The 18,680-nt window shown below is 71.8% G+C and carries 19 protein-coding genes; 10 read left to right on the top strand and 9 right to left on the bottom strand.

Translation table 11 applies throughout. From position 1 onward, the window contains the following. The first annotated feature begins 84 nt into the window (after positions 1–84). From C6361_RS07440 to C6361_RS07430, 3 genes are all read left to right on the top strand, one after another. Positions 85–501, top strand: a complete 417-nt coding sequence (locus C6361_RS07440) for a CBS domain-containing protein (RefSeq protein ID WP_199853282.1) — start codon at positions 85–87, stop codon at positions 499–501. A gap of 285 nt (positions 502–786) precedes the next feature. Continuing rightward, positions 787–1,746: a TIGR03557 family F420-dependent LLM class oxidoreductase gene (locus C6361_RS07435; protein ID WP_107256634.1), complete on the top strand. Its 960-nt coding sequence runs from the start codon at positions 787–789 to the stop codon at positions 1,744–1,746. A gap of 267 nt (positions 1,747–2,013) precedes the next feature. Continuing rightward, positions 2,014–2,319: a hypothetical protein gene (locus tag C6361_RS07430; protein ID WP_159079225.1), complete on the top strand. Its 306-nt coding sequence runs from the start codon at positions 2,014–2,016 to the stop codon at positions 2,317–2,319. A gap of 175 nt (positions 2,320–2,494) precedes the next feature. Here C6361_RS07430 and C6361_RS07425 read toward each other — a convergent pair whose 3' ends face one another. The 3 genes from C6361_RS07425 to C6361_RS07415 form a co-directional block, all read right to left on the bottom strand. Beyond that, on the bottom strand, positions 2,495–5,002 hold the full coding sequence (locus tag C6361_RS07425; protein ID WP_107270799.1) for a glycoside hydrolase family 65 protein: 2,508 nt from the start codon (positions 5,000–5,002) through the stop codon (positions 2,495–2,497). Between the two features lie 41 nt (positions 5,003–5,043). Next, positions 5,044–6,024: a PfkB family carbohydrate kinase gene (locus C6361_RS07420; protein WP_234359386.1), complete on the bottom strand. Its 981-nt coding sequence runs from the start codon at positions 6,022–6,024 to the stop codon at positions 5,044–5,046. 72 nt (positions 6,025–6,096) lie between these two features. Then, positions 6,097–6,456: an STAS domain-containing protein gene (locus C6361_RS07415; RefSeq protein ID WP_107256631.1), complete on the bottom strand. Its 360-nt coding sequence runs from the start codon at positions 6,454–6,456 to the stop codon at positions 6,097–6,099. 211 nt (positions 6,457–6,667) lie between these two features. Here C6361_RS07415 and C6361_RS07410 point away from each other — a divergent pair, with 211 nt between their 5' ends. The 4 genes from C6361_RS07410 (at position 6,668) to C6361_RS07390 (ending at position 10,476) form a co-directional block, all read left to right on the top strand. Continuing rightward, on the top strand, positions 6,668–8,440 hold the full coding sequence (locus tag C6361_RS07410; RefSeq protein ID WP_107267234.1) for a glycoside hydrolase family 15 protein: 1,773 nt from the start codon (positions 6,668–6,670) through the stop codon (positions 8,438–8,440). Positions 8,441–8,785: 345 nt separating this feature from the next. Continuing rightward, on the top strand, positions 8,786–9,562 hold the full coding sequence (locus C6361_RS07400; RefSeq protein WP_107267233.1) for a hypothetical protein: 777 nt from the start codon (positions 8,786–8,788) through the stop codon (positions 9,560–9,562). Between the two features lie 90 nt (positions 9,563–9,652). Next, complete coding sequence (locus tag C6361_RS07395) at positions 9,653–10,114, top strand: SRPBCC domain-containing protein (protein WP_107256624.1); 462 nt, start codon at positions 9,653–9,655, stop codon at positions 10,112–10,114. A gap of 2 nt (positions 10,115–10,116) precedes the next feature. Continuing rightward, entirely contained in the window at positions 10,117–10,476 is a 360-nt protein-coding gene (locus C6361_RS07390; RefSeq protein WP_107256622.1) for a helix-turn-helix domain-containing protein, read from the top strand. A gap of 157 nt (positions 10,477–10,633) precedes the next feature. Here C6361_RS07390 and C6361_RS07385 read toward each other — a convergent pair whose 3' ends face one another. Further along, positions 10,634–11,434 carry a TetR/AcrR family transcriptional regulator gene (locus C6361_RS07385; RefSeq protein ID WP_107267232.1) on the bottom strand — a complete coding sequence of 267 codons (801 nt, stop codon included), beginning with the start codon at positions 11,432–11,434 and terminating at the stop codon, positions 10,634–10,636. An 85-nt stretch (positions 11,435–11,519) separates the two neighbouring features. Here C6361_RS07385 and C6361_RS07380 point away from each other — a divergent pair, with 85 nt between their 5' ends. Both C6361_RS07380 and C6361_RS07375 read left to right on the top strand, forming a co-directional pair. Beyond that, positions 11,520–12,530: an ATP-binding cassette domain-containing protein gene (locus tag C6361_RS07380; RefSeq protein WP_234359385.1), complete on the top strand. Its 1,011-nt coding sequence runs from the start codon at positions 11,520–11,522 to the stop codon at positions 12,528–12,530. Continuing rightward, positions 12,527–13,369, top strand: coding sequence for an ABC transporter permease (locus C6361_RS07375; protein WP_107267231.1), 843 nt, complete (start codon positions 12,527–12,529; stop codon positions 13,367–13,369). The genes C6361_RS07380 and C6361_RS07375 overlap by 4 nt, the downstream gene beginning before the upstream one ends. A 55-nt stretch (positions 13,370–13,424) precedes the next feature. Here C6361_RS07375 and C6361_RS07370 read toward each other — a convergent pair whose 3' ends face one another. Next, positions 13,425–14,255, bottom strand: a complete 831-nt coding sequence (locus C6361_RS07370; protein ID WP_107267230.1) for an NmrA family NAD(P)-binding protein — start codon at positions 14,253–14,255, stop codon at positions 13,425–13,427. A gap of 36 nt (positions 14,256–14,291) precedes the next feature. Further along, positions 14,292–16,577 (bottom strand): DUF6461 domain-containing protein, encoded by a 2,286-nt coding sequence (locus C6361_RS07365; protein WP_199853281.1) that lies wholly within the window; start codon positions 16,575–16,577, stop codon positions 14,292–14,294. Between the two features lie 127 nt (positions 16,578–16,704). Here C6361_RS07365 and C6361_RS07360 point away from each other — a divergent pair, with 127 nt between their 5' ends. Next, positions 16,705–17,169: a GntR family transcriptional regulator gene (locus C6361_RS07360; protein ID WP_369931367.1), complete on the top strand. Its 465-nt coding sequence runs from the start codon at positions 16,705–16,707 to the stop codon at positions 17,167–17,169. Positions 17,170–17,293: 124 nt separating this feature from the next. On the opposite strand, the gene C6361_RS07355 is transcribed toward C6361_RS07360, so the two are convergent. From C6361_RS07355 to C6361_RS07345, 3 genes are read right to left on the bottom strand one after another with little or no spacing between them, the layout of a single operon-like run. Next, entirely contained in the window at positions 17,294–17,722 is a 429-nt protein-coding gene (locus C6361_RS07355; RefSeq protein WP_234359384.1) for a hypothetical protein, read from the bottom strand. Continuing rightward, positions 17,706–18,365: a hypothetical protein gene (locus C6361_RS07350; RefSeq protein ID WP_107267227.1), complete on the bottom strand. Its 660-nt coding sequence runs from the start codon at positions 18,363–18,365 to the stop codon at positions 17,706–17,708. Before C6361_RS07350 ends, C6361_RS07355 begins: the two co-directional genes overlap by 17 nt. Beyond that, complete coding sequence (locus C6361_RS07345; RefSeq protein ID WP_107267226.1) at positions 18,362–18,622, bottom strand: hypothetical protein; 261 nt, start codon at positions 18,620–18,622, stop codon at positions 18,362–18,364. Before C6361_RS07345 ends, C6361_RS07350 begins: the two co-directional genes overlap by 4 nt. Positions 18,623–18,680 lie beyond the last annotated feature (58 nt).

The following is an 18,680-nucleotide window of genomic DNA, read 5'->3' as shown; positions in this document are numbered from 1 at the left end:
TCGCGGAGGCGAAGACCGGCATCGAATCCCCAGCTTCTGGGTAGGAGGACCGACAAGCCCCGTCCCAAGAGAAGGTGATCTGTGATGACAACCGCACGGGAGATCATGACGCCGAATCCCACCTGCGTCGGCGAGAGTGAGGACATGTTGACGGCCGCCCGCCGGATGTCGGAACTCGGGGTGGGCTCGATGCCGATCTGCGGCAGTGACAACCGGCTCAAGGGCATGCTCACCGACCGCGACATCGTCGTGAAGGTACTCGCCCAGGGCCGTGACCCGGGCAGCGTGACGGCGGGGGAACTCGCCCAGGGCAAGCCGGTGACCATCGGCGCGGACGACGACGCCGAGGAGATCCTGCGCACCATGGGCAGCCACCAGGTACGCCGGCTGCCGGTGATCGACGGGCACGACCTCGTCGGGGTGGTCGCGGTGGCCGACGTCGCGCGGGCTCTGCCCGACCGGCCCGTCGGTGACCTGGTCGACGCCATCTCGCAGGGCTGACCCGAACGCAGCACACCGGGTGGACGGCACCTCCGGGAGCCGGCCGCCCGCCCCACACCTGGGCTCGACGGTACCGGCGCCGTCGAGCCCACCGGCGTCTCCGCCCTCGCCCGGATGCCCTGCCCTCGCCCGGATGCCCTGCTCTCGACCGGATGCCCTGCCCTCGCCCGGTGTCCCGCCCTCTGCCTCGGCCGGTGCTCCGGCCGGTGCCGACTCTCCGGTCGCGATGACTGATTTTCCGACGATCCGGGTAGGGCGAGGTCACCCCTATTCGAGGAGGACGGCATGCGCATCGGCTACTTCCTGTCCAGTGAGGAGTACACCCCGGCCGAACTGCTGGAGCAGGCACGCGGGGCGGAGGCGGCGGGTTTCCAGGGACTCTGGATCTCCGACCACTACCACCCCTGGGTGGACGCGCAGGGGCAGAGCGGCTTCGTCTGGTCGATGCTCGGCGCGCTGAGCCAGGTCTCTTCGCTGCCGGTCACCACCGCCGTCACCTGTCCCACGGTCCGGATCCACCCGGCGGTGATCGCCCAGGCCGCCGCGACCACCGCGGTGCTGCACTCCGGCCGGTTCGTGCTCGGCGTCGGCAGCGGCGAGGCGCTCAACGAGCACATCTTCGGCGACGCCTGGCCGAACGCCGCCACCAGGCTGGAGATGCTGGAGGAGGCCGTCGAGGTGATCCGCGAACTGTGGCAGGGCGGGTTCGTGGACCACCAGGGCAAGCACTACCGGGTCGAGAACGCCCGGATCTACACCCGGCCGGAGACCCCGCCGCCGATCTACATCTCCGGGTTCGGGCCGAAGGCCATCGACCTCGCCGCCAGGATCGGCGACGGCTACATCAGCATCAGCCCGGACGCCGAGATGGTCAGCCGGTTCCGCGCCAACGGCGGAGGCGACAAGCCGTGCCAGGCCGGCTTCAAGGCGGCGTACGCCAGCAGCGTCGAGGAGGGCGCGAGGATCGCCTACGAACGCTGGCCCAACGCCGGGGTACCGGGCGAGCTGTCCCAGGTGCTGCCCTCGCCCCGGCACTTCGAACAGGCCGCCCAACTGGTGACCCAGGAGCAGGTGAAGCAGGCGTTCGTCTGCGGTGACGACCCCGAGGCGCACCTCGAAATGATCGACAAGTACGCGCAGGCCGGCTTCGACGAGGTCTACGTGGCCAACACCGGGCCGCACTATCAGGGACTCTTCGAGCTCTACGCCAAGCATGTCCTGCCCGCCGTCGGCGGCAACGGCTGAACCGCCGCCGGACAGGTCGTCCACGGGCGGGCGGCGGGCACGACGTCGGTCAGGAGCCTCGCCGCCCGCCCCGGTCGTCCTGATCCGCGCGGTGCAGCGGCCCCCACTCCGCGGACCGCTGCCCCTGGACCACCAGGTCGGCTTCGTTCCCTGTGCCCGCCCGCTCGTCCATGCCGTCACTCTGCCCCCGTACCGCCCAGGTCATTCCTGGTTCGTCGGCCGGGCGACGGGTGAGTGAACGGATCCGACCCTGGGTAGTGGGCAGTCATGACGACACATGACGACTCGATCCTGATAGGCGGCCCGCGAGACGAGAGCCTCGTGGCGGCCGGCGACACCGGGCTGATCGAACTGGAGATCGACGGACTGATCCACCGGTACATCCGGACGACCGCGACCAGAGAGGTCGGCGACGGCACGTACCTGGTCTACAACTACGACGGGGAGGTGGCGCCGGACGGCGGGAGTTCCGGTGCGGAGGACGCCCAGGACCGGGTGGCCTCCCCGCTGGCCGCCGGCCAGGCCACCGAGCTGCCCACCGGCCCGGGTGACCTCTCCGGGTCCCGGTCGTAACGTCCACCCGGCGCCGTCCGGGACCCGCCGCCGGCAACTGTCCGGCTGATCCGGCGGGTCCCGGACGGCGTTCGGCGTGCCGGACCGGCGGTCGGCAGTGGTGCCGGAGCGGCCGTCGGCAGCGGTGCCGGACCGGCGGCCGGCAGCGGTGCCGGACCGGCGGTCGGCAGCGGCGTCACCCGGGTACCGGAGCCGCCGGACCGGGCCGGGCCGGCGGCGGCGCGGCCTCGTCCGCGTCCGACCCGGCCGGCCGGATGGCGGTCACCGGCTTCCCGGCCGGGCGGCGCCGGGGAGCCCGGCTGGGCGGTGCGGGGGGTTCCGGCCCGGGGTCGGGGAGTGCCGGCAGCGGCAGGCGGCGGGATCGGCCCGGCCGCAGGTGCAGCGGCGTCCCGTGGTGGCGCAGCCGGATCCCCGCCTCGTCGGCATCGTCCCGGTCGGCATCGTCCCGGTCGGTACCGTCCCGCAGCAGGTACGTCGCCGAGTCGCCGGTCACGGTGACCCGGAGCCGGTGACCCCGCCAGCGCAGCGAGAACTCCAGCCGGGTCAGCGCCGCCGGCAGCCGGGGCGCGAACGCGAGTTCGTCGCCCTGGTCACGGAGCCCGCCGAAGCCCGCCACCAAAGCGAGCCAGACACCGGCGAGGGCGGCGACGTGCAGGCCGTCCCGGCTCTGCTCCGGAAAGTCGTGCAGGTCCTGTAGGGCCGAGTCGGCGAGGTGGGCGTAGCCGAGTTCCAGGTGCCCCAGTTCGGCGGCGATGATCGCCTGTGCACTCGCCGACAGCGACGAGTCGCCGACGGTACGCCGGTGGTAGTAGTCGAAGTTGCGGGCCTTCTGCTCTCGCGTGAACAGCTCGGCGCAGTGCTGCATCGCGAGTACGACGTCGGCCTGCTTGATCACCTGCCGCCGGTACAGCTCCAGGTAGGGGTAGTGCAGCAACAGCGGGTACTCGTCGGATCGGGTGCCGGCGAAATCCCACTCCTGCAGGGCGGTGAACCCGGCGCACTGCTGGTGCACCCCCCGTTCGGCGTCGTACGGCAGGTGCATCGCCTCGGCCGCCCTCCGCCAGGCGGACAGCTCCGCCGGCTCGACGCCGAGCTGTCGGGCCCGCTCCGGCAGCCGCTCGGTGGCGGCGACGGCCCCGAGCAGGTTGTGCCGGGCCATGACGTTGGTGAACAGGTTGTCGTTGCCGAGCGCGGTGTACTCGTCCGGGCCCGTCACCCCGTCGATGTGGAATCCGCCCGCGTCGTCGTGGTGGCCCACCCGGTTCCAGAGCCGGGCCGTCTCGACCAGCAGCTCCAGACCGGCGTCGCGCAGGAACGCGAGGTCGTCGGTGGCGGCGACGTACCGCAGCACGGCAGCGGCGATGTCGGCGTTGACGTGCAGGGCCGCGCTCCCGGCCGGCCAGTATCCGGAACACTCCCGGCCGTCGATGGTCCGCCACGGGAAGGCCGCGCCGGCGAGCCGCAGTTCACCGGCGCGCTGCCGGGCCCGGTCGAGGGTGGCATGCCGCCAGCGCAGCGCCGCCTCGGCCGCCTCCGGCCGCAGGTAGGTGAGTACCGGCAGCACGAACGTCTCGGCGTCCCACATGGTGTGGCCGTCGTAGCCGTTGCCGGTCAGGCCCTTGGCCGGCAGCGGACGCTGTCCCGCCCGGGCGCTGGCCTGCAACACGTGGAAGAGCCCGAACCGTACGGCCTGCTGAAGCTGCGGGTCGCCGTCGACGACCACGTCCGCGTCGTCCCAGAACCGGTCGAGATAGCCCCGCTGGTCGGCGCGGAGCCCCGCCCAGCCACGTCGGGTCGCCTCCGCGAGCGCCGTGGTCGCCTCGGCGACCAGCTCGTCGAACGGCCGCTGCCCGGACGAGGCGTACCCGACGAGTTTGGTCACCCGGAGCCGCTGCCCCGGCGCGAGTTCGGCCTCGACGGCGACCCGCACCAGATCCGGGCCGGTGTCGACGTCGGCCTCGGCCCGCGCGCCGTCGAGCAGGTGCGTGACGGTGGCGACGATCCGCTGTCCGCTGCGCCGGGTCTGGTGGCCCAGCAGGCCGCCGAGACCGTCGATGCTGTGCCGCCGCGGCAGCAGCGGGCGTTCGAGGACGTTCGGGCTCCTCGGGTCGTCGCTGTCCCGTTCCGGCAGCGCAGGGTTGGCCCGGAGTTCCGAGTGCAGGCGGATCCGGACCGGTCGGTCGGCGGCGACGACCTCGTAGCGGATCGCCAGCACCCCGGGGTGGACGAACGAGACCAGCCGGGTACTGCGCACCTCCACCGCCGCGCCGGACTCGGCGGTCCAGCCGAACGATCGCCGGAGGGTGCCGTCGCGCAGGTCGAGGACCCGTTCGTGCCGGTGCGTGCCGCCGGCGGTCGGCTCGACCGGCCGGTCGTCGACGAAGAGCCGGAACCGGGTCCCCTCCGGCACACCGACCAGCACCTGGTTCTGCTCCGGGAAGGCGTAGCCGTTCTCCGGGTAGTTGAGGTCGTATTCCTCGTAGCACGAGTTGAGGTAGGTGCCGGGGTTGGCGCTGACGCCGCCCTCCTCGAGCGTGCCGCGTACCCCGAGCCGGCCGTTCGCCAGCGCGAAGACGGACTCCAGGTCGGCCAGGGCCCGGTGCCCGAGGCCCTCCTCGCGGATCTCCCAGGTCGGTTCTGCGGCGGGGGCCGGCCGGCCGGTCCTGGCTCGTGGTACCGGCATCGTCGGGTGCCGTCGTCCGCTGGTCGGGCCGGTCTCGACGGTCACGCCGGCCCGCCGATCCGCGGGTCCCCGCCCGGCTCGGGGTCGAGCCCCGACACCCGGTTGCGCAGCGTGCTGCCGTCGAGCGCCGGGCGGCCACCGGGATGCCCGACGCTGGCTCCGGCGGCGGCCACCGCATACCGGGCCGCGTCCGGCGGCGGATCGCCGCGGAGCAGTGCCACGGTGAGGGCGGCGGTCAGGGCGTCTCCCGCGCCGGTGGTGTCCACGACCCGCTCCTCGGTGAGCGGCACCAGCAGATGTCCCTGGCCCCAGCGACGGTCCGCCCAGACGAAGAGGTTTCCCGCCGGCCCGAGGCCGAGCACGACCAGACCGGGGCCGGCGTGCAGGAGCTTCTCGGCGGCGGCGCGGACCTGCCCCGGGTCGTCGGCGGAGACGCCGGTCAACAGCCCGGTCTCCCGGTCGTCGGCCCGCAGCACGTCGGCGGCGGCCAGCAGCGGCCGGCGGTGCTCGTCGTCGGCCGGGGTCCCGTCGAGTACGAGCAGCCGGCCCGACTCCCGGGCGAGCCGCGCCGCCGCCAGCGCCGCCTGCGGTGGCTGTTGGAGCTGCACGAGTACGGCGTCGGCGGCGAACGCCTCGGTGGCCGCCAGCACGTCCGCCTCGGTCAGCAGCATCTCGTCGGGCAGGTGTTGCAGGTAGCGCCAGCCACCGTCGGCGTCCAGCGCCTCCACGATCAGCCCGGTGAGCGTTCCGACCCGACGGCGTACCTGCGACACGTCGACACCGTCCCGACGCGCCTGGGCCAGCAGATCGTCGCCGACCCGGTCGTCGCCGGCCACGGCGAGCAGGATCGGCCGCGCGCCGAGCTGGGCCAGCGCGACCGCCTGGTTGGCGCCCTTCCCGCCGAGCAGCTCGCGCCGGCACCGGACGTCGGCGGCGCTGCCGGCCGGGGGCATCCGGTCGACCACCAGTACGAGATCGCGGGCCAGCTGTCCGATCACCAGAACCTGCGGGATAGCGCTCACGGACGTCCAGCTACCCAGAACCGGCCCGGGCTACTCGACCGGGCGAACCTGGGACGTGACCGGCCCGCCGGCTCAGGTGCCCTCGGTCATGACGGCGAGCAGGCCGGTCAGCTCCAGGACCCGGCGAACGTTCGCCTGGCAGTTCACCACGTTCAGCCCGGCACCCTGGTTGATCGCGCGGTTGTAGGCACGGACGAGGGTGGCGATACCGCTGGAGTCCAGGAAGGTGACGCCGGCCAGGTCGACCACGACCTTCTCCGGCTTCTGGTCCAGCAGCTCGTCCAGACAGTCCCGTAGGCTGTCGGCGGTGCTCATGTCGACTTCGCCGTCGGCTGCTACCCGGACCTCGGCGCCGTCGCGTACCACCGTCAAGGACAGCTCGGCGGCGGTGGATTCGAGATCCGGGGACATCTCCCACCTTCCGTCCGTCATCGCATCATAATGACACCTGCCGTGACCGGTGACGCGCAGGTCGGCGCTTGGTTCCCCGTCGACCCCGATCCGAACCCACTATGCCGGATCGACGCCCGTGCCCGATCATGACGGTCCGTGCCGATTTTTGGCGGCGCCGGGGGAGACGCGTCCCGGGCCCGGCCCTCCGCCCCGGACCACTAACCGGGCCGAAACCGGGTAGTCGCGCGGAATGTCCGAGGCGGCGATCGCCGATTACGGTTTGCTCTCCGACTGCGCGTCGGCGGCGCTGGTCAGCCGGGACGGCTCGGTCGACTGGTGGTGCCCGGGCCGGTTCGACGCGCCGTCGGTGTTCGGGCGGCTGCTGGATCCGGACGCCGGCCACTGGCGGATCTGCCCGGCGGACGGGACGGGCGGGCAGGCGGAGCGGGCCTACCTCGACGACTCGCTGGTGTTGCGGACCGTCCACCACACCGGAGGCGGCGAGGTCGCGGTCACCGAGGCTCTGGTCGCGGAGCCCGGAGCGCGCGGGCACGAGCTCGGGCAGAACTCCCCGATGCTGCTGGCCCGGGTCGTCGAGGGACTGACCGGCCGGGTACGGATGCGCTGCGAGTACGTGCCGCGGCCGGAGTACGGGCTGGTCGTTCCGTACCTGCACTGTCGCGGCGACGAGGTACTGGCCGAAGCCGGCCCGTTGACCCTGGCCCTGCGCAGCCCGGTGCCGCTGGCGTGTGCGCACGGCCGGGCGCACGCCGAGTTCGACGTGGTCGCCGGTCAGGTGCTCGGGTTCGACCTGGTCTCCGCGCCGGCCTACGGCCCGCCGCCACGGCACCTGGAGCCGGTGTCGGCGCTCGCGGAGACGGTCGAGGCGTGGCGGGTGATCCGGGACCTGCACCCCTACCACGGCCGCTATCCCGAGTCGGTGCGGCGCAGTTCGCTGGTGGTGCAGGGCCTGACCTACCGGCCCACCGGGGCGGTGGTGGCGGCGGTCACCACCTCGTTGCCGGAGCGGCTCGGCGGTACCGACAACTACGACTACCGGTACGCGTGGCTGCGGGACTTCTTCCTGACCATGCGGGCGCTCTGGGTGACCACGTGTCCGGAGGAGACGGGGCGGCTCTTCGGCTGGGCGGCCCGTTCGGCGGGGCGCACCGGTGACGAGCCGGTGCCGATCATGTACGGGGTGGCCGGCGAGCGGGACCTCTCCGAGTACTCCCTCGACCACCTGCGCGGGTACGCCGACAGCCGGCCGGTGCGGGTCGGCAACGACGCCTGGCGGCAGCGGCAGCACGACGTACCCGGGGTACTGCTCAGCGCGTACCTGCTCCGTGACGCGCTGGGTGAGCTGTCGGAGGAGTCCAAGGCGCTGCTGGTCGGCCTGGCCGAGCAGGCCACACACTGGCGGGAACCGGATTCCGGGATGTGGGAGGAACGCGGTCCCGGGCGGCACTACCTGGCGTCGAAGGCGCTCTGCTGGGGCGCGTTGGACAGTGCGGTGAAGCTCGCCCCGATCCTCGGCCCGCGTGCCGACCCCCGGCGGTGGGCCGCCGTCCGCGACGAGATCCGGAGCACGGTACTGCGGGACGGCTGGAACGAGCGGGTCGGCGCCTACACCGGGGTGCTCGGCTCGGCGGAGCTGGACGCCTCCGTCCTGGTGCTGCCGGGCACCGGGATGGTGGCGGCCACGGATCCCAGGATGCGGGCGACGATCGAGGCCATCGCGACCGGTCTCAGCACCGAGGGCCTGGTCCGGCGCTGGCCGGACGATCCGGCCGGCTTCGTGGCGTGCACGTTCTGGCTCGTCGAGTGCCTGGCGATGGCGGGCGAGACCGAGCGTGCCGTCGCGCTCTTCGAACGCACCGCCGCCCTCGCCAACGACCTCGGACTCTTCGCCGAGGAGATCGACCCGCGCACCGGCGCGCACCTCGGCAACACTCCGTTGGCGCTGTCACACGTCGGCCTCATCGGAGCGGCCTGGCGGCTCACCAGGCCCGGCTTCCTCTGAACCTCGCGGTACCTCCGGCCCGCAGGTCCACAGCGGCGGTACGTCGCCGGTTCCGGCGGGCCGTTCACCGGGTGGGACGGTCCCGGCGTCCGACGTACAGGCTGGCGGCGCACCAGAGCGCGAGGACGCCCGACAACCATGCCGCGACAACGTTGACCGGTCGGCCGAATCCAGTTAGGACCTGGCCCACGAACGTGCACGTCATAGCGGCCAGGAGCAGCCATTGGACGGCCCTCGGTACCCTGCTCATGCGGTCACTCCCTCCGATGCCCCCGGTCGGAGAGTCTGGTACCCGACGCAGAGCGGTGGCACTCGTCCCGGCTCGCGTGCTGGGACGATGTGTCCATGAGGCAGAACGCGCCGGTCGTGTCGGCCGCGCCGACCTGGCGTTGGTGGGGTCCGCTGCGGGTCGCGCTGGTCCTGCTCTGGCTGCTCGCGGCGGGCACGGCCTGGTGGGCGGCGCCCCGGGAGCAGAGCTACGACCGGGCGAGGGCGGACGTGCTGGACGGCCGGGTGAGCGCGTACCAGTGGGGCGACGGCTGGGATGTCGATCCACTGCCGTGGTTCCACGCTCCCACCCTGCATGCCTCCGGCACCCTCGGTCCGCTGTTCGTGTGGCGGACGCCCGACGGCCGGGTGCACTGGACCGACACCGGAAGGTTCGATCAGGTGACCCTCGGCGGGACCGTCGAGCCGGCGGACTACTCCGGACCGGGCGCCGTCGGCATCGCCCAGCACCTCCGGGCGGCCGGCCTGGAGCACCGGGCCGGCGACGTCCACCCGCTGGGAGCCGCCGCCGTCACCGGGTTGGGCCTGCTCCTCAGCGCCGTCTTCCTCGGTGTTCTCGTCGCCGGGCCCGCCCCGGTACACGGCACCCGGTGGTTCTGGTTCTGGCTGGTGGCGATCGCACCGTACGGTCTCGGGTTGCTCTTCTGGTTGGGCCGGGACCGCCCGTGGTCGCGGTCGACGGCGCCGGTCGGCATGCTCGGCGGCGGCGAGCGGCGGGACCGTGGCGCTCTCGGGTTCGGCCTCGGCGTTCTCGCGGCGATCCTGGTCGGTGCCGTGCTGCTGTTCCTGCACGATGCCCTCGGCGACCGGTGGGTGCCGCGGTCGGGCGGCTGAGCCGACGGCCGTCATGCAACCAACGGTTGCGCATGTCCGGTGGGTTCGCTAACCTGATGTGCAACCAAACGTTGCGAGAGGGTGACGAGCATGGAACTGGGAACGATCGAACGAGAGATCCACATCGAAGCCTCGCCCGAGGTCGTCTTCGACGTGGTGAGCAGTCCAGAGCATCTGCGCGGGTGGTGGCCGGACGAGGCGGAGTTCCCGGCCGTGCCCGGGGGAGCGGGGCGGATCGGCTTCGGGGACGTGTCGCAGGATGGCACCTGGGAGCAGTTCACCGTCGTCGACGCCGTACCGTCGCGGCTCTTCTCCTTCCGGTGGACCCACGCCGAGGGCGAGGTGGCCGGTCCGGGCAACTCCTTCCTGGTCGTCTTCGAGCTCGAACCCGCCGGCACGGGGACGCTGCTGCGGATGACCGAGAGCGGCTTCCGCGAGCGCGGCTGGGACGAGGCCAAGGTCGTCGCGGAGTACTCCGCGCACGTCACCGGCTGGGACTTCTACCTGCCGCGCCTGCCGACGTACGCGGCGAAGGTCGGGGCGGGGGCGTAGGCGTGACGGTCGACGACGACCTCTGGTCGGCGGTCGGCGACCCGACCCGGCGCCGGATGCTCGACCTGCTGCTGAGCGAGGGCGGCGGTACGGCGACCAGCCTGAGCGAGCACCTGCCGGTGACCCGGCAGGCGGTGGCGAAGCACCTCGTCGTCCTCCACCGGGTCGGTCTGGTGCACGCCACCGCCGCCGGCCGCGAGAAGCAGTTCCGCGTCGATCAGGATCAACTCGCCCGCGCCGTCGCCCAGCTCGCCGACGTCGGTGCCGCCTGGGACTCCCGTCTCCGGCGCATCAAGCGGATCGCCGAGACGATCCAGCGCGGCGGGGACGCGGAGCACGGCACCGGGCAGCAGCGACGGTAGCCGGGGACGCGGAGGCGACCCGCTCGCCGTGGCCCGGGGCTCGGTACACCCACGAGCCCCGGGCCACCGGAGTCGGGGTGGTGTGCCGGCGATGCCGATCCTGCGGTCGGCAGGTGGCCGGCGGTCGCGTACGAGGTGCCGGGGTCGCCCGAGGACGTCACGGGCAGCCGGCGGACGGATCGGTCCCGGTCGTACCGGCCGGCGGGTTCGAGCGGCGGGCGGCGAAGAACGTGGCGAAGCCGTCGAGCAGGCAGCTCAGGCCGAACTCGAAGGTCTCGTCCCAACCGGCGTCGAACGCGTCCTCGGCGAGTGCGGCCATCGCCGGATAGTTGCCGGACGTCATGGCGCGCTCCAGCACCGGCAGATGCTGGCTCCAGAACTCCTCGTCGCTGACCCCGGTCTCCTCGGCCGCCGCGTCGTAGAGGATCCGATGCCGGGCGTAGCCGGTGACGAAGCCGTCGAGCGTGACCATCACGCTGATCCGCTCCTGGCTGGTGAGACCGAGGTCGGCCAGCGCGGCGACGACGATCTCCGCCCCGGCGAGACTGTTCGGGCCCATCACCGGGCGGGTCCAGTTGACCTGTAGCAGCCAGGGGTGCGCCAGGTGCAGTCGGTACGAGTCGCGGGCCACCGCCGTCAGCAGTTCCCGCCAGCCCTTCTCGGCGGCCCGAACCGCCTCCTCGCCCGGACCGCTGACCCGGTCCAGCATCAGCGCGAGGAGTTCCGCCTTGCCGGGGACGTACCGGTAGAGGGTCATCGCGCCGACCCCGAGCTCGCCGGCCACCCGACGCATGGAGATGGCGGCGGTGCCGTCCCGGTCGGCGACGGCGATCGCCGCGTCCACGATCCGGTCCAGGGTCAGCGTCGGTTTCGGTCCACGGGCGGGGCGCTCGGTGCCGCCCCAGAGCAGGTCGATGCTGCGTCGCAACTGCTCCGTGGGGCTGAGCTCGCTCGTCATGGTGCGGTCATCTTACAAGTCGGTTGTGATCTGGGTACGGCGTACGCTAATCTCCGTACACCGTACCCAGTCTAGGGGGTTTTCCGTGCCCAGTTCCGGCCACGTCGTCGTCACCGAGGGCCTACAGAAGCGATATCGCGACACCCAGGCACTGGCCGGGCTGGATCTCGCCGTGCCGCGTGGTCTGGTCTACGGCCTGCTCGGCCCCAACGGAGCCGGCAAGACCACCGCCGTACGCATCCTGTGCACACTGCTCCGCCCGGACGGCGGCCGTGCCGAGGTCGCCGGCCACGACGTACGGACCGAGCCCCGCCTGGTGCGCCGCCGCATCGGCCTGACCGGGCAGAACACGGCGGTCGACGACAACATCACCGCCCGGCAGAACCTGGTGATGTTCGGCCGGCTGTTCCACATCGGCACCGCCGCCGCCCGGCAACGCGCCCAGGAGTTGCTGGACCAGTTCGGCCTCTCCCACGCCGCCGACAAGACCCCGAAGAAGTTCTCCGGCGGGATGCGTCGCCGGCTCGACCTCGCCTCCAGCATGATCCTCGCGCCCGACGTGCTCTTCCTCGACGAGCCCACCACCGGGCTGGACCCGGCCGGACGACGCGAGGTGTGGCAGGCGGTCGGAGACCTCGCCTCGCGCGGCACCACCGTGGTGCTCACCACCCACTACCTCGACGAGGCCGACCGGCTCTGCGACCGGATCGGTGTCATCGATCACGGCAGGAACGTCGTCGAGGACACCCCGGACGGGTTGAAGCGCCGGATCGGCAACGAACGACTCGAAATCGTCGCCGCCGAACCGGCCGACCTGCCGACGATCCGCACCCTCGTGGCGAAGGTCGCCGCCGCCGGACGTACGGCGACCGTGGACGAGGGGGTACTCGCGGTCAGCGTTCCGGTGGACAACGGCGTCGCCGCGCTGACCGAGGTCGCCGCCGAGCTGCGTCAGCGGGGCATCGCCGTGGCCGACCTGGGGCTGCGCCGCCCCACCCTGGACGAGGCCTTCCTGCACCTGACCGAAGAACGCCGGGGCGTCGACACGCAGACCGGCACGATCCGCCCGACCGCGCAGCTGGAGGCCAGCAGATGACGACGATCCCTCTCGCACCGGAGACCACCGACACCCTCGGCAGCCGACTCAAGTGGGCGGTCGTCGACTGCTGGACCATCCTGATCCAGGAGATGGTGCACCTCGTCCGGCAGCCCTCCAACTTCGCCTGGCAGCTCGGCTTCCCGATCGTCATGGTGCTGATGTTCGTCTACGTCTTCGGCAGCGCCATGGACGTCTCGGGGCAGGGGGCCGGCGCCGGCTACCTGGAGTTCGCCATGCCGGGTCTCTTCGCCATGACCATGGCCTTCGGCTTCATGAACACCGCCTTCGCCGTCACCATGATCAAGGAACGGGGCTTCATCGACCGCTTCCGCTCCATGCCGATGGCCTCGTCCGCGGTGGTCACCGGACGCGGCCTGGCCGACGTCATCCACGCCACGGTGGACCTGGCCATCCTGGTCGTCATCGCGCTGGTACTCGGCTGGCGTCCCGGAGGCAGCCTCGCCGCGACCCTGACCGCCTTCGCGCTGCTGCTGTGGCTGCGTACGGCCCTGATCTTCGTCGGAATCCAACTCGGGCTGATGCTGAAGAACACCGAGGCGGCCGGGAACCTCTTCGCGCTCGCCTTCCCGTTCGGCATGGTCTCCTCGGTCTTCGCACCACCGGACCTGATGCCCGGCTGGCTCGGCGCGGTCGCCGCCTGGAACCCGGTCTCCTCCACCGCCGGCGCGATCCGGGAACTCTTCGAGTCTCCCGCCGTGGCCAGCGGGTACTGGATCGAGGAGCACGCCGTCACCACCGCCGTACTCTGGCCGGCGGTGATCACCGCGATCTTCCTCCCGCTGGCCGTACGCCAGTACCAGCGCCTCGGCCGCTGATCGCCAGCGCCGCCACCCGGCCCGCCCGGTCCGTCTGGCTGGCTGGCTCGCACAGCTAGCCGGGCTCGACCGGGGGCGCCTGGAACCTCTCCGCGTGCTCGGCCACCCACTGCGCGAACGTGCGTGCCGGGTGGCCGGTCACCTGCTCGACGGTGTCCACGACGGTCCTGGCGGCCTCGTCGGGAGCGGCGTACCAGCCGACGACGTATTCGGCCTCCGCCCGAGGTACGCCGGTGGCGATCAGCCTGTCGACGGCCTGTTCATGCGTGATCGGGACGAAGGTGATGTCGCGGTGGATGGCCCGGGACAGGATCGCGATCCGCTCGCGCGTCGTCAGCGCTTCGGGTCCGGTCAGGTTGTACACACGCTCTGCATGGCCGTCGTCGAGCAGTGCCACCGCAGCCACTGCCGCGATGTCGGCTTCGTGGACCAGCGCACTGGGAAAGTCGTACGGCTCGCGCACGACCCCTTCGGTCCGGATCGATTCGACCCAGGTCAACGTGTTGGACATGAACTCCTGCGGTTCCAGGCGTGTCCATCCCACACCCGAGTCCGCCACAGCCCGCTCGACCGGCCCCACCTCGCCACCCCACAGCACGGTGATCCGCTCCACCCCCGCGGCGACCGCACGTCGAACCAACTCCGGTCCGACCTCGGCGAGCCCTGTCGTCACCGTGATATGCAATCGGTCGACGCCGTCGAGGGCGGCGTCCAACCTCTCCGGCATGGTGTGCGTACCGGCCACCAGCTCCACCTCGGCCGGAAACCTGCCGGTGGCAGCGGCCGGATTCCGGGTCAGGGCCCGGACGCGTTCTCCCCGGCGGACGAGTTCTGCCACCACGTGTCGTCCGGTGTTGCCGGTGGCCCCGGTAACAAGCGTCGTCATAGTCGCACCCCTCTCGTCGCCGACGACGCTAGAAGCTCAACCGTGCTTGACGTCAAGGATGTCGTCGCACCCGGGTCCGCCGGCACCGGATCGGGCTTCGGCGATCCGGGTCCGGGCCTCGGCGAGCAGGTCCGCCGCGTGCGGGCCGGCGGCGTAGCGGGCCGCGTCGACCGTGTCCGTGACGGCGGCGACCGGGTCCGGGTTCGTCGCCCGGTGCAGGGCGAGCCAGACCCATCGGTGCGTACCGTCGTTGAGTTGGGATCGGCGGGCGCGCAGGTGCGCGTCCGTGGTCAGGGCACGGGCGGCGATGCTGGCGACGATGTCCGGGTCGGCGCCGATGCCGGCGTACCGGGCGGCCTCTGCGGCGACCTGCCAGGCCAGGTCCCGCAGTTGCGGTTCGGGTAGTCCGGTCAGCGTCTCGGCGACGTCCGCGAGCAGGTCACCGGGTCCCGACCGGCGTGGGTACAGCGTCGGTAGGTCCGGCACGATCCGGAAGGCGACGTCGGCGGCCTCGATCCGAGCCAGGGCTTCGGCGGTGATGCCGTGGCCGGTGAACCGCTCCACCGCGACCAGCCCCATCAGCCGCTTGCCACGGTGGTGGTCGGCGAAGTCGAGGTCGGCGAGCGTCACGGCGACCGGCGGTGGCGCCTCGATCGCGCCGAACGGCTCCACCGAGAGCAGCACCTCGCCTTGTTCGGCGAACGACAGCCGGGTCAGCGCGTTGACGTTCCAGTACATGCTGGCGGCCCGCCCGCTGGCGGAGGCCCGGGTCAGCACGGGTTCGGTCGAACCCTGCCAGCCGTTGTACTCGACGGCGACCACGGCATCGCCGACATCCAGTACCGCGACCCACGGATCGATCGACTGCCGGCTCATCAGCTCCTCGCCGATGGACCGCAGCGACTCCGGCCGGTCCGGGTCCGCACCGAAGGCGCGCAGCACCTCGTCGGCGCTCGCCCCGGTCACCACCGTGACCGTGGCGGCCTCGGCGAGGGCGCTGCGGCGCACCCACCGGTAGGCGGCCTCCGGCCGTTCGGGGCGCACGGGTTCGGGTTCGCCGCGCAGCCGGTGGCCGAGCCGGTCGGTGCGGGCGTACACGATTTCGGGTGCGCTGGGTGCCTGCCACACCACGAGTTCGTAGTACTCACGGTCGGGTTCGTCGGTGTCGTCCCTGCCTCGGGCGTGTACCCGCAGCCGGTAGTCGCCCGGCCATGGTGGGGTGGCCCGGCGCAGCCCCGGCTCACCCGAGTCGGGTCCGATCACCGAGGCGCCGCCGACGGCCGCCCGCCAGCTGACCTCGACGATCTCCTCCCAACCGGTCGCGACCTCCGGCGGCGGTCCGTCCAGGATGGTCAGGAGCAGCCGGACGTGTCCGCTCTCGGCACCGGTGCGGATCACCGCGCCGCCCGGGACGACGGTCACCAGCCCGTTGCCGCCGAAACCGACCTCCGGAACCTGATCGCCCTCCAGCAGCGCGAACCGGTGTCCCGACACCGGCACCGATCCGCTGGACCGGCAGGGCAGCAGGTACTCCGCCCTGGCCCGGGCCAGGACCGCCGCCGCGTAACCGGGCGGCATCGGGGTGTCGCGCAGCAGCAGTACCGCCGTGCCGATCCCGACGCCGAGCACGGCCGGTGGCGCCGTGGCCCAGCGGGGGATGCCCACCCGGGGCAGGACGGCGGCGGCGGTGGCCACGGCCAGCCCGAGCCATGCCGCGCCGTGCGCGGCAGCGACAGCGGACTCGTCGGTGATGTCGGGCGCGACCTCCAGCCGCGGAGACACCTGCGGATGCGCGGCCAGCCGGCGGGCCAGCGCGACGACCAGCGGTACGGCACCGGGCCGGATCTGCCCCAGCAGGGCGGCACCGCTGACCGCCTCGCTCTGCCCGCCCATGGTGGCGATGGCGACGTTGCCGGTGAACGGCTCCGGCAGAAAGCCGGTCAGGTCCGGGGCGCCGGTCAGGTCCAGCTCCGCAACGGCCAGTTCCAGCGCACCGAGCAGGCGTTCGGTCAGCAACGCAGGCAGTGTGCCCAGTGCGTCCTGTACCGGCGAGCGGCTCGCCCCGGCCTGGCCGCCGGGACGAACCCCGGCGAAGGCTCGGGCCCGACCGCCGGAAGGGATCCCGGCGAACGCCACGTGCGGGGCGGTCGGTTCGCGGATCGGCCAGTCGTCGTCGGCCATCGCCCGTAGCCGACCGAGTTCGGCCGCCGGTGCCGGCGGCACGCGGGCGACGAGCAGCGGCAACGCGGCGGCGACCGCTCCGGCCAACTCCGCCAGAACCTCGTCAGGAACATCGACGACTTCGTCAGGAACCTCGACCACAGCGTCTCGCGTCCTCCCCGTAGCGGACGGCGCATTCTAACCAATGACTCATCTCACGGCTGGTCGCCGATCCTTCGCCGGTCGCGCTGCGGATTATGGCGTATTGTCCTGCTACAACGGTTGCTACATGAGTGGAGGCATGGTGGGAAGGGGCGCGCTGGACGCGGTACCAGGGATAGTCATCGACACGGCGTCGACGGTGCCGCCGTTCGAGCAGCTGCGTGCACAGCTCGCCCGGCAGATCCAGGATCATGCCCTGGTCGTGGGTACCCGCCTGCCGCCGATCCGCCAGCTCGCGACCGATCTCGGTCTGGCCGCCAACACGGTGGCCAGGACCTATCGGGAGCTGGAGGAGGCTGGGCTGATCGAGACCCGGGGGCGGGCGGGCTCCTTCGTGTCGGCGGCCGGCGCGCAGGGGCGTGAGCGGGTACGACGCGCCGCCGCCGAGTACGCGGCCGTGGTCGCCAGCCTCGGCATTGACCCGGACGAGGCCATCCGGATCGTCCAGGCGGCATTGACCACGGGTACGCCGGCTTCGGCCGGAGGAGGTCGTACTACTTCCGGGAAAGGTCGTGCTACTTCAGGGAAGTAGTGCCTTCGCTCGGCGTCGGAGGGCACTGTTTCCCTGAAGTAGCACGATCTCCAGGTGCAACGTGAGTCGGACCGCCCGACGCCGCTCTCCCGCAGTGTGTGGTCCGGCGTGATCAGGCTGATCTTCAGGCCCGCTCCGCAGCCTCGACGGCGTTCGCCAGCAGGTCATCCAGATCCTTGTCGGTGGTGTGCCGGCCGCCGAGAAGGTGCAGGATGGCCAGTCCTTGGATGCGACCGGCCATCTGGGGGTCGACGTCAAGGTCGAGACTTGGGTCGAGGGCGGCTCGGACCAAACTTTCCGCAGCGTTCGCGTCGATCTCTGGCGCTCCGGCGGGTGCGGCAGCCCGCATCTCCGCAACGAACAGCATGACCTCGCCTGCCGTCGCGCTCGCGTTGAAGCGCCGGTTGACCGCAAAGTAGAAGACAGCGCCGAGCAAGGTCGGGAAGTCATCCCATCCCTGCGCATCCAGCTCGGCCTCGATCCGGTCGTTGGCCGCGTGGTCGCCCTTCACCATCGTGCGGATGTATTCGACCATCTCAGGGCTGATCGTCATGGCGTTTCCTCTCGCGGTGCCTCTTGCCTGTCTTCCACATTGCCCGGACTCCAACTACAACTGCGCCAGCAGCCATGATGACGGCCGTAACCGGATGTTCCAACTGCGGCCGTTCGACCGGCGCGTTGGTGCTCGGTGTGGTCGAACCTGGGGTGCCGGTCGTGCCTGGCCCGCCTTTGAAACCGCCGAACATCTCCTTGACACCAGTCGTGACGGCTTGCTCGGTCTGCTTGAGCGCATCCTCGGTGTCGTCAGCCTTCTTCACATGCCTCCGAAGGAAGGTCTCCGCTCTGCTCCCAGCACTCTCCGCTTCGGCCACGAGTCGCTCGCCCGACGGTGCTGCGGCTTCGACGGCCTGGTGGGTGGGGGTTGAGCCTGGTGCGATTTTGTTGATGTAGGTGGTCAGGCTCTCGTTTGCCTTCGAGAGGAGCCGGGCGTACCGGGCGGCCTTCTCGCTCGCGGTGTGGCTGGCCGTGACGGCCTGACGGATGTGGCTGTGGTTGGTGCCCCTGGCGACCTCGGTGAAGTGTGCTTCGGCCTGGTCGGCGTCGGCTTGGGCACGCAATGCGGTGACGGCGGCGGCGTCCAGGCTTCGGAGCACGGCAAGCAACTGGGCGACGACATCGCCGACGCTGCCGGTCATCCGAGGTCGGCGAGGTAGGACGTGGCGTTGTTCTCGGCGGCGAGGAATCGGCCGACCGTCGGCCTCACCTCGCCCTCCGCCTCGGTCAGGTTTTTCCGCACCTTCTGGACTTCGCCATCCTGACTGTCGTGCAGGAGCTGGTGGGCACGCGCGATGGCTTCGGCGGCGTCGGAGGCAGCCTGCTCGAATGTGGAGCGGCCGCGCTCGATTGCCTCGATGCCGGCGCGGAGGGTGGCCTTGACCTCATCGATCGTCACTGCCTGCCCCGGATCAGCCAGTGGTCTGGGGTACGGTGCCGCTGACCTGGTCGGCCGC

It is taken from the genome of Plantactinospora sp. BC1 (assembly GCF_003030345.1).
Taxonomy (GTDB): Bacteria; Actinomycetota; Actinomycetes; order Mycobacteriales; family Micromonosporaceae; genus Plantactinospora.
Note: the sequence above shows the minus strand (reverse complement) of the source record. Positions and strands in the feature narration are given on the sequence as shown.